This is a genomic window from Kitasatospora sp. P5_F3, assembly GCF_054049135.1.
This window is the reverse complement of the sequence record NZ_JBFUMY010000002.1, coordinates 1-13,459: the sequence shown is the minus strand read 5'-3', so window position 1 is coordinate 13,459 and position 13,459 is coordinate 1. Positions and strand designations below refer to the sequence as shown.

7 protein-coding genes are annotated in these 13,459 nt (G+C 71.9%); 4 read left to right on the top strand and 3 right to left on the bottom strand.

Annotated features, from left to right (window positions below; genetic code table 11):
* Nucleotides 1-120: 120 nt before the first annotated feature.
* Nucleotides 121-1,395, bottom strand: coding sequence for a L,D-transpeptidase (locus ACXJMZ_RS01150; RefSeq protein ID WP_457028059.1), 1,275 nt, complete (start codon nucleotides 1,393-1,395; stop codon nucleotides 121-123).
* 187 nt (nucleotides 1,396-1,582) lie between these two features.
* Nucleotides 1,583-2,776 (bottom strand): L,D-transpeptidase, encoded by a 1,194-nt coding sequence (locus ACXJMZ_RS01145; protein ID WP_457028058.1) that lies wholly within the window; start codon nucleotides 2,774-2,776, stop codon nucleotides 1,583-1,585.
* 232 nt (nucleotides 2,777-3,008) lie between these two features.
* Here ACXJMZ_RS01145 and glgX point away from each other — a divergent pair, with 232 nt between their 5' ends.
* The 3 genes from glgX (at nucleotide 3,009) to ACXJMZ_RS01130 (ending at nucleotide 8,940) form a co-directional block, all read left to right on the top strand.
* Nucleotides 3,009-5,189 carry a glycogen debranching protein GlgX gene (glgX, locus tag ACXJMZ_RS01140; protein WP_457028057.1) on the top strand — a complete coding sequence of 727 codons (2,181 nt, stop codon included), beginning with the start codon at nucleotides 3,009-3,011 and terminating at the stop codon, nucleotides 5,187-5,189.
* A gap of 86 nt (nucleotides 5,190-5,275) precedes the next feature.
* Nucleotides 5,276-7,108 (top strand): ABC transporter ATP-binding protein, encoded by a 1,833-nt coding sequence (locus ACXJMZ_RS01135; RefSeq protein ID WP_457028056.1) that lies wholly within the window; start codon nucleotides 5,276-5,278, stop codon nucleotides 7,106-7,108.
* A complete protein-coding gene (locus ACXJMZ_RS01130) occupies nucleotides 7,105-8,940 on the top strand; it encodes an ABC transporter ATP-binding protein (protein ID WP_457028055.1) in 1,836 nt (611 codons plus the stop codon). The genes ACXJMZ_RS01135 and ACXJMZ_RS01130 overlap by 4 nt, the downstream gene beginning before the upstream one ends.
* A gap of 339 nt (nucleotides 8,941-9,279) precedes the next feature.
* Here ACXJMZ_RS01130 and glgP read toward each other — a convergent pair whose 3' ends face one another.
* Nucleotides 9,280-11,943, bottom strand: a complete 2,664-nt coding sequence (gene glgP / locus ACXJMZ_RS01125) for an alpha-glucan family phosphorylase (RefSeq protein WP_457028054.1) — start codon at nucleotides 11,941-11,943, stop codon at nucleotides 9,280-9,282.
* 790 nt (nucleotides 11,944-12,733) lie between these two features.
* Here glgP and ACXJMZ_RS01120 point away from each other — a divergent pair.
* The coding region (locus ACXJMZ_RS01120; RefSeq protein WP_457028053.1) for a maltotransferase domain-containing protein at nucleotides 12,734-13,459 on the top strand (726 nt) is incomplete at its 3' end.

Here is a 13,459-nt window from a genome sequence, read left to right as displayed (position 1 = left end):
CAGGAGCGTCCCGAACGCGGACCGAACAGAGGCTCGCACAACAGCTCGGCCCGGGCGCCAGAAGGGCACCCGGGCCGAACAGTTGATCAGGAGTCAGCTCCTGGAAGCTCCCGCAGGGGCCTACCAGGCGCTCCACGGCAGTGTCCAGCCGCTCAGGCCGTTGTCCGCCGAGACGGTCTTGCCCTTGGAGTTCTGAATCTTCACCACGTCGCCCACCAGCGAGTCGGCGAAGAACTTGCCCGCGGTCGAGGCGTCGTCGCCGCCCTTGGTGTCCGCCATCGAGACACAGCCGTGGCTGGCGTTGGCCTTGCCGAAGGAGCTGCCCCAGTAGTTGCCGTGCACGTAGGTGCCGGTGCTGGTCAGCCGCATCGCGTGCGGGACGTCCGAGATGTCGTACTCGGAGCCCTGGATGTTGGAGACGGTGGCCGAGTTCATCCGGGTCACCTTCTCCTTGCTGGAGATGACCATGGTGCCGTTCCAGGACGGGTTCTGGTCGTCGCCCGCGGTGATCGGGATGGTCTTCACCGCACCGTCCCGGGTGACCGTCATCTGGTGGGTGGCCGCGTCCGCGACGCTGACCTGCGAGCGGCCGATGGTGAACGGCTCGTCCCGGTCCACGTCGCCGTAGACGCCGGGCGACACCTCGACGTTCTTCAGGCGGTACTTGATGGTGACCTTGGTGCCGGACTTCCAGTAGTTCTCCGGCCGGAAGTCCAGCCGCTGGGAGCCGAACCAGTGCCCCTTCACCACGGTGTTGTTGCTGTCCTCGAAGGTGATGCCCTTGAGCACCGCTTCCTTGTTCTTGATCGGCTTGCCGAAGTTGACCGAGACGATCATGCCGACGCCGTAGGTGCCGTTGTCGGTGATGTTGTCGTTGGCGGACGCGGTCTTCGCCGGGGTGAGCGTGGTGAAGCTGCTGGTCGAGGCGGCCACCAGGCCGTCGGCGTCCTTGGCCTGGGCGCTCACCTTGTAGACCATGCCGACCGTGAGCGGCGCACTGGGCTTCCAGCTCAGGTTGTCGGCGGCGAGCGCACCGGCCACCGGCTTGCCGTTCTTGTCGGTCACCTCGACCGCCGTCAGCGTGCCACCGGTCACCGCGACGCTCAGGGCGTCGTTCGGGCTGACGTCCTCGGCGCCGTCCTTGGGCAGGACGGTCAGCACCGCGGCCGAGTTCTTCGGCGCGGACGGGCTGGCGGCCGCGGAGGCCGCACCGTCACCGCCCGCGCCCTTGGCGTCCGTGCCGGGCTTCGAGCCGGAGCTCGAGCAGCCGGCGGTGACCAGCAGCACGCCGCCCATCGCGAGCGCGACCCCGGCCAACCGGGTCCGCCTGGCACGGCGCTCGGCCGCGCCCTGGGTCATGACTATCGCGGCATCGGCCGCCTGTACCGGCTTCACTCGGTCTGCTCCCCTCCGGGTATCCACGCTCAGTACACGTTCCGGCGCCGGTTTCAGTTTCACGAAGGGCGAGGGTCGTGCCGAGTTGTTACGTGCGCCCGCCCACTCGGTGAGTCGCTGGACGGCGCGGCAGGTGCAGGATAACCGGCGAAGATTGGTGTTCCTCCCGGGGGAGGTCCGTGCGGAGTCAGTGCAGGCCGAGCGCGCTGCCGCGCTGCCACTGCGCCCAGGACAGGTTCCAGCCGTTCAGGCCGTTCTCCGGCGGCACCTGGTCGCCGTGCTGCCCGCGCACCTCGATCACGTCCCCGACCACGGAGTGCTCGAAGAACCAGCCCGCCGGGGAGGAGTCCGAGCCGCCCTTCTCGTCGGCCAGGCCGAGGCAGCCGTGGCTGGTATTCGCGGTGCCGAAGACCGAGCGGGCGGCCCAGTAGTTGCCGTGCACGAAGGTGCCCGAGTTGGTCAGCCGCATCGCGTGCGGCACGTCCTTGATGTCGTACTCGTCACCCAGGCCGACGGTCTGCGAGTTCATCCGGGTGACCGAGAACTTCTCCGAGATCACCATCGCGCCCAGGTAGGTGGAGAACTCCGGGCTGCCGCCGGAGATCCTCAGGGTGCGCAGCACCCGGCCGTCCTGCCGGACGGTCATGGTGTGCGCGTCCAGGTCGACGGAGCTGACCGTCGAACGGCCTACGGTGAAGTGCATCTCCTTGGACTGGGTGCCGTAGTCGCCGGGGGCGCCCTGGACGTCCTTGAGCCGCAGCGACAGGGTGACCTTGGTACCGGCCGCCCAGTACTTGTCCGGCCGCAGGTCGAGACGCCGGTTGCCGAACCAGTGCGCGGCCACCGGCACCGGCGGGTCGGCGGTGACCGTGACGGCCCGCTCGACCGCGGCCCGGTCGGTGATCGCCCGGCTGAACCGGAGCGAGACCGGCATCCCGACGCCGACCGTGGAGCCGTCCTCCGGGGTGAAGAAGGCGGCGAAGGTGTGCTCGGGGGCCAGCGTGGCGAAGGCCACGTGCTGGGCCGCCTTCAGGCCGGCGGCGTCCTCGGCCACCGCGTCCAGCGTGTACGGGGTGGCCAGGGTGAGCCGGCCCTCCGGGGCCCAGCTGCCGTCCGGGGCGATCCGCCCGGTCACCTGGCCGCCCTTGTCGTCGGCCAGCCGGACCGAGAGCAGCCTGCCCTGGGCCACCGTCACCTTCACCGGGCCCTCGGCCGGGACCTCCTGGGCGCCGTCCCCCGGGGTCGTGCTGATCACCGCCTTCGAGACGGCCGGGCTCGGGGCGGCGACCGCCTCGGAGCTGGGTGTGCCCTGCCGTTCACTGGCGCAGCCGCTGACCAGGCAGAGCCCGACCAGCACCACGACCGCCACCCGGGAGCGCATCCCGTTCCTCCGTACGTCCCTACCGCTGTCGTCAACAACCGCCCGGCATAACGACCCTGGGCCCGCACGGACACGTGGGAGCGAATTCACGCAGGAGACGCCAGAAGGTCTCAGCACAGGACAGAATCATTCACAGTCCGTCACAGCACGGTCCGTCACGTGACAGCGGTATCCGATCAGGGAACAGAAGCTACGCAGGGCCCGGGACGTCCTGCGCTGGAGGGTGCGGCAGATGACGGCTTGGCAGCAGCAGGGACAGGCAGAACACGGCGCGATCGACCCGGCCGTGCCCTGGCCCGGCAGCTGGCAGCCGCACGGCGCCAGGTACCGGACCGACCACAGCGGCGGCCACGGCACCAACTTCGCGCTCTGGGCCCCGGACGCCGAGGCGGTTGAGCTCTGTCTGTTCGCCGAGGACGGCACCGAGAGCAGACACCCGCTCACCGAGCGGACCTTCCAGACCTGGCACGGCTACCTGCCCGGGGTCCGCCCCGGCGCCAGGTACGGCTACCGCGTGCACGGCCGCTGGGACCCGTGGACCGGCGCCCGGTGGAATCCGGCCAAACTGCTGCTGGACCCCTACGCCCGTGCGGTGGACGGGAGTTACACCGCGCACGACGCCACCTGTGCCGCCGTCAGGAACTGGCCGGAGCGCGAGGTCGCCGACACCGTCCGGGACAACCGGGACTCCGCCGCGTACGTGCCCAAGGCGGTGGTGGTGCACGACGACGACGACTGGTACGACGACCACCGCCCGAAGACCCCCTGGGCCGAGACCGTGCTGTACGAGCTGCACGTCCGCGGCTTCACCATGCGCCACCCCGGCATTCCGGCCGAACTGCGCGGCACCTACGCCGGGTTGGCCCACCCGGCCGCGATCGAGCACCTGGTGAACCTCGGGGTGACGGCGGTCGAGCTGCTGCCGGTGCACCAGTACGCCGACGAGGACCACCTGCAGGAACGCGGGCTGACCAACCACTGGGGCTACAACACGCTGGCCTTCTTCGCCCCGCACGCCGGGTACTCCGCCTCCGGCAGCCGGGGCCAGCAGGTCGGCGAGTTCAAGCGGATGGTCCGGGCGCTGCACGCGGCCGGAATCGAGGTGATCCTCGACGTGGTCTACAACCACACCGCCGAGAGCGGCATCATGGGTCCCTCGCTCAGCCTGCGCGGCATCGACAACGCGGGCTACTACCGGCTTGACCGCAGCCGCCGGGGCTACGCCGACTACACCGGCTGCGGCAACACCCTGGACACCCGGCAGCCGCACGCCATCAAGCTGGTCACCGACTCGCTCAGGTACTGGGTGGCCGAGATGGGCGTGGACGGCTTCCGCTTCGACCTGGCCGCCGCGCTGGCCCGGGGCTCGGACGGAATCGAGATGCACCACCCCTTCCTGGCCGCCGTCTCCCAGGACCCGCTGCTCAGCCGGGTGAAGCTGATCGCCGAACCCTGGGACGTCGGCCCCGGCGGCTACCAGGTGGGCGGCTTCCCGCCGCTCTGGGCCGAGTGGAACGACAAGTACCGGGACACCGTGCGGGACTTCTGGCGCGGCGCCCGCCCGGACGTCCGGGAGCTCGGCTACCGGCTCTCCGGCTCCTCCGACCTGTACCAGCGCGGTGGCCGCCGCCCGTACGCCTCGGTCAACTTCGTCACCGCGCACGACGGCTTCACGCTGCGCGACCTGGTCTCCTACAACGCCAAGCACAACGAGGCCAACGGCGAGCAGAACCGGGACGGCACCGACGACAACCGGTCCTGGAACTGCGGGGTGGAGGGCGAGACCGACGACCAGGCGGTGACCGAGCTGAGGCAGCGTCAGCTCCGCAACCTGATGGCCACCCTGCTGCTCTCCACCGGGGTGCCGATGCTCACCGCCGGGGACGAGCTCGGACGCACCCAGCTCGGCAACAACAACGCCTACTGCCAGGACAACGAGACCAGCTGGCTGGACTGGTCGCTGCTGGAGGACCCGGAGTGGCGCCGCCTGTGCGAGCTGACCGGCCGGCTGGTCAAGCTGCGCCGCGCGCACCCGGTGCTCCGCCAGCGGGCGTTCTTCTCCGGCCGGGCGGCGGTGCCGGGCGGGCAGAGCGACCTGGCCTGGTTCACCGCCCGGGGGCGGGAGATGACCGAGGCCGACTGGTTCGCCCCGACCGCGGTGCTCGGCATGCTGCTCTCCGGCCGGGCGATGTCGGAGCGCGACCAGCACGGCTGCCCGCTGACCGACGACAGCTTCCTGGTGCTGCTGAACGCGGGCCACCAGCCGGTCACCTTCACCCTGCCCGGCGAGCCCTGGGCCAAGCGGTACGAGACCCTGGTCGACACCGCCCGCGCGGCCCCCGGGCCCGACACCGGCGGCCAGGTCGCGCTGGCCGGCCGGTCCCTGCAACTGCTGCGGGCCGCCGACGGCTGAGCGGGTGGCCGGTTCTCGCCGACCGGGGCCGACAGGGGCGTAAAACCAGATGAGAAATGTCAGGTGCTCTGCCTACCCTCTCCGCGATGGCCGAGAACATGCAGTCGAGCAGACCCGACACAACGTCAGATTCCACACCTGAACCGCCCCGCCGGTCCACGGTGCGCTCACTGCTGCGCCTGTGGCCGTACGCCCGCACCGCCCGCTGGCGGATCGCCGGATCGGTGACCGCCGCGCTGCTCGCCTCCGGCAGCGTGCTGCTGGTCCCGCTGGTGCTGCGGGCGATCGTGGACGGCCCGATCGCCGACCACGACCTCGGCGCACTCTGGCCGCTCGCCGGGCTGCTCCTGCTGCTCGGCCTGGCCGAGGCCGGTCTGTTCGGCATCCGCCGGGTGATCGTGGCCCGTCCGCTGGCCAAGGTCGAGAGCACCATGCGCGGCGACCTCTACGCCAAGCTCCAGCGGCTGCCGGTCTCCTTCCACGACCGCTGGCCGTCCGGGCAGCTGCTCTCCCGGGCCACCTCCGACATGTTCACCATGCGGCTCTTCCTGGCCTTCCCGCTGGTCTTCCTGATCGTCAACTCGCTGGTCTTCCTGACCGGCTCGGCGATGATGTTCGCGCTGGACTGGCGGCTCGGCCTGATCACCCTGCTGCCCGCGCTCCCGCTGGTGCTGCTCACCCGGCACTTCGAGGACCGGTACTCGGGGGCCGCCCGGCGGGCCCAGGACCAGACCGGCGACCTGGCCACCGTGATCGAGGAGTCGGTGCTCGGCATCCGGATCCTCAAGGCCTTCGGCCGGCACCGCACGATGGCCGAGCGGTTCAAGCAGCAGACCGCCGAGCTGCGCGGCACCGAGCTGCACAAGGCCGACATGCTGGCCAACCTCTGGGCGGTGATCGTCGGCCTCCCCGAGGTCGCGCTCGGCGTCGCCCTGGCGGTCGGCGTGGTCCGGGTCGCCGACGGCGACCTCTCCACCGGCACCCTGGTCGCCTTCCTCTCCACCGCACTGGCGCTGCGCTGGCCGGTCGAGTCGCTCGGCTGGCTGCTCGCCTACTCCAACGAGGCGGCCACCGCGACCGACCGGTACTTCGAAGTGATGGACGAGCCCGAGGACGCGCCGGCCGCGAGCGACCGCCCGCACGTCGAGACCCCGCGCACCGAAGACCTGGGCATCCGGTTCACCGGCGTCCGGTTCCGCTACCCCGACGCGCCCGCCGACACCCCCGACCTGCTGACCGGCATCGACCTGCACATCCGGCACGGCGAGACGATGGCCCTGGTCGGCGCGACCGGCAGCGGCAAGACCACGCTGACCGCGCTGCTCCCCCGGCTGTACGAGACCACCGGCGGCAGCATCACGCTGGACGGCCGGGACCTCCGTACGATCCCGCTGCCCCGGCTGCGCGAGCTGGTCAGCATCGCCTTCGAGGAGCCGACGCTGTTCTCCGCCTCGGTCCGGGACAACGTCCTGATGGGCCGTCCGGAGGCGACCGAACAGGAGCTCGCCACCGCGCTGAACACCGCCCAGGCCGGCTTCGTCGAGAAGCTGCCCGAAGGCACCGGCACCCAGGTCGGCGAGCAGGGCCTGAGCCTGTCCGGCGGCCAGCGCCAGCGCCTGGCACTGGCCCGCGCGGTGGTCGGCCGCCCGGAGTTCCTGGTGCTGGACGACCCGCTCTCCGCGCTCGACGTGCACACCGAGGCGCTGGTCGAACGGGCGCTGCGCCAGGTGCTCGCCGACACCACCGCACTGGTGGTCGCGCACCGGCCGAGCACCGTACTGCTGGCCGACCGAGTGGCTGTCCTGGCCGAGGGCCGGATCGTCGCCGTCGGCACCCACCAGGAGCTGCTGCACAGCTCCGCCGCCTACCGCGAGCTGATGACCGGTCAGACCGCCACCGAACGGAGCCTGGTCCGATGACCGCCACCACCGTGCAGAGCGCCCCGGTCGAGGAGGAGCTGCCGCATCCCGCCGAGGACGAGGACATCCCCGTCCCGGCCGGTGCCGCCCGGCGCCTGCTCGGCGAGCTGCTCGGCCCGCACCGCCGCCGGATCGTGGGCGCGATGCTGGTCATCCTGGTCCAGCAGGCCGCCCTCCAGTCGGGACCGCTGCTGATCGCGATCGCGATGGACCGGGGCATCCCGGCGCTGCGCGAGCACGACGCGGGCCCGCTGGTCGCGGTGGTCGCCGCCTACCTCGGCTTCGCCGCGCTCTCCACCGTGCTGCAGCGCGCCTTCATCCGGCTGAGCGGCCGGATCAACCAGGACATCCTGCTCACCCTGCGCGGCCGGATCTTCCGGCACGCCCAGCGGCTCAGCCTGGACTTCCACGAGCGCTACACCTCGGGCCGGATCATCTCCCGGGCCACCAGCGACGTGGACGCGCTGCGCGAGCTGCTCGCCGAGGGCCTGCAGGAGCTGCTGACGGTCTGTCTGTCGGTCTTCTACATCTCGATCGTGCTGATGTTCATGGACTGGCGGCTCGGCCTGGCCGCTCTGCTCTCCTTCCTGCCGATGTACCTGAGCGTCCGGTCCTTCCGGCGCCGCTCGCTCAAGGTCTACCGGCGCTCCCGGACGGCGGTCGCCTCGGTGATCGTCCGGTTCACCGAGACCATGAACGGCATCCGCCCGGTCCAGGCGTTCCGCCGGGAGGCCGCCAACGAGGCCGCCTTCGGCACCGTGAACCGGCAGTCCGCCGCCGCCACCGCCGACAGCCTGCTGGAGATGGCCCGCTACGTCGGCACCTCCCGGGCCATCGCCAACACCTGGATCACCGGTGTGGTGGTGCTCGGCGCGGTGCTGGTCACCGACGGCAGCCTGGAGCTCGGCGCGCTCACCGCCTTCGTGCTCTACCTGCGTCGCCTGTACGACCCGATCGACCAGCTGGCGATGTTCCTGAACAGCTATCAGTCGGCCGCCGCCGCCCTGGAGAAGATCGCCGGTCTGCTGGCCCACGAGCCGTCGGTGGCCGAGCCCACCGCCCCGGTCGCGCTGCCCGCTGCCCCGAAGCGGGGCAAGGGCCGCGAGGTGGTCTTCGACGACGTCCGGTTCGCCTACCGGACGGGAAAGGTGGTGCTGCCCAGCTTCGACCTGACGCTGGCCGCCGGGCAGACCACCGCCGTGGTCGGCGCCACCGGCGCGGGCAAGTCCACCCTGGCCAAGCTGCTCGCCCGGTTCTACGACCCGACCGAGGGCGCCGTCCGGCTGGACGGCGTGGACCTCCGCTCGCTGCCCACCGAGGAGCTCAGGCGCGGGGTGGTGATGGTCACCCAGGAGTCCTTCCTGTTCTCCGGCACGGTCGCCGAGAACATCGGCATCGGCCGCCCCGGCGCCACCCGCGCCGAGATCGAGCAGGCGGCCCGGGAGATCGGCGCGGACGAGTTCATCGCGGCGCTGCCGGAGGGCTTCGACACCGACGTCCGCAAGCGCGGCGGCCGGATCTCGGCCGGGCAGCGCCAACTGGTCGCGTTCGCCCGGGCGCTGCTCGCCGACCCGGCGGTGCTGATCCTGGACGAGGCCACCTCCTCGCTGGACGTCCCCGGCGAGCAGGCCGTCCAGCGCGCCATGCGCACCGTGCTGTCCGGCCGGACGGCCGTGATCATCGCGCACCGCCTGTCCACCGTCGAGATCGCCGACCGGGTCCTGGTGATGGACCAGGGCCGGATCGTCGAGGACGGCACCCCCGCCGACCTGATCTCCGGTCAGGGCCGCTTCGCCGACCTGCACCAGGCCTGGCGGGACAGCCTGGTCTGACGGACGGCTGCGCAGGTGCGGCCGGATCCGGCCACACCTGCGCAGGGCATTCGGCTCGTGGAGGCTCTACCGTCCACTCACCTTGACCATGATCGGACCGGTCGAGACCGGGTCAGGAGTGGCCGCGATAGTGCCCGCTTGACCACTCAGGGAGATCCCGGAGTACGTGGCCGACATCAGGTACAGGGTCTGTCCACCGGGGCAGGTGAAGTCACCAGGTCCGGGCGGGCCCACCGTGATGGCGGCGGTGACCTGACCGTTCCGCACCGGGAAGGTCTCCGGATCCACGATCTGGGTGGCCCCCCCCCCCCCCCCCCCCCCCCCCCCCCCCCCACACCTCTACCGGAGCAGACCCGCGTCCATCCCGGACGTCTCCGCAGGCAGTGCGGCCAGCCCGAGCTCGGCCGGGGAGGCCAGCAGGTGGTGCGCGGGCAGCACCCGGACGGTGTAGCCGAACGGACCGGTGCGGCAGAGTTCCAGCGAACCCTCGTAGCGGTGCCGGCCGTCCAGATCCGGGCCGCCGGCCGGCTTGAGGGTGAGGGCCACCGCGTCGGTGATGCCGTCGCTCTCGTCCACCCGTCCTGACACCACCTGGACGTCGACGTCGCCGGGCTCGAGACCGCCGAGCGAGACCTGCACCCGCAGAGTCAGGGTCGAACCCAACTCCTGTGCCTCGGCCAGACCTTCGGTCTCCACGTGCTCGACCCTGACGGCGGGCCAGCCCTCCCTGATCCGGGCCTTCCAGGTGGCCAGCGAGCGGGCCCCGAGGTACTCGGCCCCGGCCAGCTCACGCTGGGCCAGCGCCGCGGGGGCGTACAGCCGCTCGACGTACTCCCGGACCATCCGCCCGGCCAGCACCTTGGGCCCGAGGGTGACCAGGGTGTGCCGGACCATCGCGATCCAGCCGTGCGGCAGCCCGTCGGCGGCCCGGTCGTAGAACTTGGCCGCGACCTGATGCTCGATCAGGTCGTAGAGCGCGGCCGACTCGATGTCGTCCCGCCGCTCGGCCTCCGGGCTCTCCGGGTCCAGGGTGGAGGAGATCCCGTCCGCGGTCGGGATCGCCCAGCCGTTCCGGCCGTCGTACCACTCGTCCCACCAGCCGTCCAGGACGGACAGGTTCAGACAGCCGTTCAGCGCGGCCTTCATGCCCGAGGTGCCACAGGCCTCCAGCGGGCGGAGCGGGTTGTTCAGCCAGACGTCGCACCCCGGGTAGAGGTGGGTGGCCATCGCCATGTCGTAGTCGGGCAGGAAGACGATCCGGTGCCGGATCTCAGGGTCGTCGGCGAACCTGACCAGCTGCTGGATCAGGCGCTTGCCGCCGTCGTCCGCCGGGTGCGCCTTGCCCGCCACCACGATCTGCACCGGACGGGTCGGGTGCAGCAACAGCGAACGCAGCCGGACCGGGTCGCGGAGCATCAGGGTGAGCCGCTTGTACGAGGGCACCCGGCGGGCGAAACCGATGGTCAGCACGTCCGGGTCGAGCGCCGTGTCGGCCCAGCCCAGCTCGGCGTCGCCCGCACCGCGCTGGCGCCAGGAGGCGCGCAGCCGGTGCCTGGCCTCGTCCACCAGCTGGCTGCGCAGCGCGCGCCGCAGCTCCCAGATCTCGCCGTCGCCGATCCGCTCCAGGCCGGTCCAACGGCGGGCCTCGCCGGTCGCCATGGCGGCCTCGGCCTGCTCCAGGCCGAGCACCCCGGCGGCCAGCCGGACCACCGCGGGGTCGATCCAGGTCGGCGCGTGCACGCCGTTGGTGATCGAGGTGATCGGCACCTCGGCAGCGTCGAAGCCCGGCCAGAGGCCGCTGAACATGCCCCGGCTGACCTCGCCGTGCAGGGTCGAGACCCCGTTGGCCCGCTGGGCCAGCCGCAGGCCCATCGCGGCCATGTTGAACAGCTTGGGGTCACCGCCTGGCCAGCTCTCCACGCCGAGCGTGAGCACCTGGTCCACCGGGACGCCCGGCAGTGCGGCGTCCCCGCTGAAGTGACGGGTCACCAGCTCCCGGTCGAACCGGTCGATCCCGGCCGGCACTGGGGTGTGGGTGGTGAACAGCGTCCCGGCCCGGACCGACTCCAGCGCGGCGGCGAAGTCGAGACCCGCGCCGACCAGCTCGCTGATCCGCTCCACGCCGAGGAACCCGGCGTGGCCCTCGTTGGTGTGGAAGACCTCGGGGGCGGGGTGGCCGGTCAGCCGGCAGTACGTCCGGACCGCCCGGACGCCGCCGATGCCGAGCAGCATCTCCTGGAGCAGCCGGTGCTCGCTGCCGCCGCCGTACAGCCGGTCGGTCACCTCGCGCTCGGCGGCCGTGTTCGGCTCGATGTCGGAGTCCAGCATCAGCAACGGGACGCGGCCGACCTGGGCCTTCCAGATCTGCGCGGCCAGCGTGCGGCCGCCCGGCAGCGCGAGGTCGATCCGGCAGGGGGTGCCGTCCGGCTCGCGGAGCAGGGAGACGGCCAGCTCGTCCGGGTCCAGCAGCGGGTAGCGCTCCTGCTGCCAGCCGTCCCGGGAGAGCGACTGCCGGAAGTAGCCGTGCCGGTAGAACAGGCCGACGCCGACCAGCGGCACACCCAGGTCGCTGGCGGCCTTCAGGTGGTCGCCGGCCAGGATGCCGAGGCCGCCGGAGTACTGCGGCAGCGCGGCGGCGATGCCGTACTCCGGGGAGAAGTACGCGATCGCGGCGGGCAGCGGGCCCGCGCCGTCGCCGGGCGACGGCGCGCTCTGGTACCAGCGCGGGCCGGCCAGGTAGTCGCGCAGGTCGTCGGCCAGGTCACCCAGTCGGCGCAGGAAGCGGCGGTCGGCCGCGAGCGCGGCCAGCCGGGCGGCCGGCACCTCGCCGAGCAGTCGGACCGGGTCCTCGCCGACCGCCGACCAGACCTCCGGATCGACGGAGCGGAACAGCTCCCTCGTCTCGGGATGCCAGGACCAGCGGAGGTTGAGCGCGAGCTCGTGCAACGGCTGGAGTTGTTCGGGCAGGACGGTGCGCACGGTGAATCTGCGGATTGCCTTCACGGCGTGCAGCCTAGACCCCGGGATATGGCTGACGGCCCGTCAACTCATGTATTACCCACCCTTTTGGACCATTGATGAGATCACGATCGGCGCACTTGGCGGCATAGGGGCGCGCGGGGGCGCATTCGGGCCAGGGCACACGCCGACCGGGCATGAACACTCAGGAACGAGTGTGTTTCCAATGTCTGATTCACCACCACCAACCGCCCGAAATCGCCCTCTTACCGTGCCGTAGGTCTTGCCGCCGGTGCCAGGATGGACAAAGGTCGGTGGTGCGACGGGAAGTGCGATGCCGGGTGGCGCCTTCCCCCCACGCCCCACGTCCGGATCCCTCTCCGCCGACGATCCCTCAACTTCCTTTAGTCCATTCGGTCTCCGTGTGCCGCCGAGGCGTGCCCTGACCCCGCCCCCGGTCGTTTGCCGGTTCGGGTTGGGTCGCTAAGGGAGCGCGCCCGGGTGCTCGCGCGCCGGGACGCACGCGAGCAGGTTGACGGGCGCCGGTCCTTCCTCACCCATGCAGTCCCCCGGCACTCCCCCGACCCGGCAGCGGTCGGCGGGAGCCGCCGCCGATCTCGGGCAGGAGTCAGGCATGCACGGCGACACGCGGGACCAAGCGACCACGGCCACCGGTGGACTTGAGTCATCGTCAGAACCTGAGGCACCACTGCCGGCGCCCCGGGCGGCCCGGAAGACGGCCGCCCCACGGAAGGCCGCCGCTCCCCGGAAGACGGCCGCCGCCCGTAAACCCCCCGCGAAGACCGCCACCCGCAAGACGACAGAGAGCGACACCGTGATCGGCCGCATCCCCGTCCTGGACGTCTCCCCCCTGATCGACGCGGGCCGCCGCCCGGCCAAGGCCGCGGTCGGCGAACGCTTCCAGGTCACCGCCACCGTCTTCCGTGAGGGCCACGAGGCGGTCAACGCCAACCTGGTGCTCCGCGACCCGCGCGGCCGCAGCGGCCCGTGGACCCCGATGCGCGAGCTCGCGCCCGGCACCGACCGCTGGGGTGCGTACGTCACGCCGACCGCGCCCGGCCGCTGGTCCTACCTGGTGGAGGCCTGGGGCGACCCGGTGGCGAGCTGGCGCAAGGTCGCCGCCGTCAAGCTGCCCGCCGGGATCGACACCGCGCTGGTCCTGGAGGAGGGCGCCGCACTGCTGGAGCGGGCCGCCAACGGGGTGCCGAAGAAGGAGGGCCGAGCGCACGTGCTGGCCGCCGTGGACGCGCTGCGCGACCCGGGGCTGCCCCCGCTCAGCCGGCTCGCCGCGGCCCTGGCCCCGGAGGTCACCGGGCTGCTGGCCCGCTATCCGCTGCGCGAACTGGTGAGTACCTCCCGCCCCCTGCCGCTCCAGGTGGACCGCCAACGGGCGTTGTTCGGGTCGTGGTACGAGTTCTTCCCGCGGTCCGAGGGTGCGGTGGTCGACCCGGACGGTAACCAGCCGCCGGTGTCCGGTACGTTCCGCACCGCCGCGCTGCGGCTGCCCGCCGTCGCCGCGATGGGCTTCGACGTCCTTCCT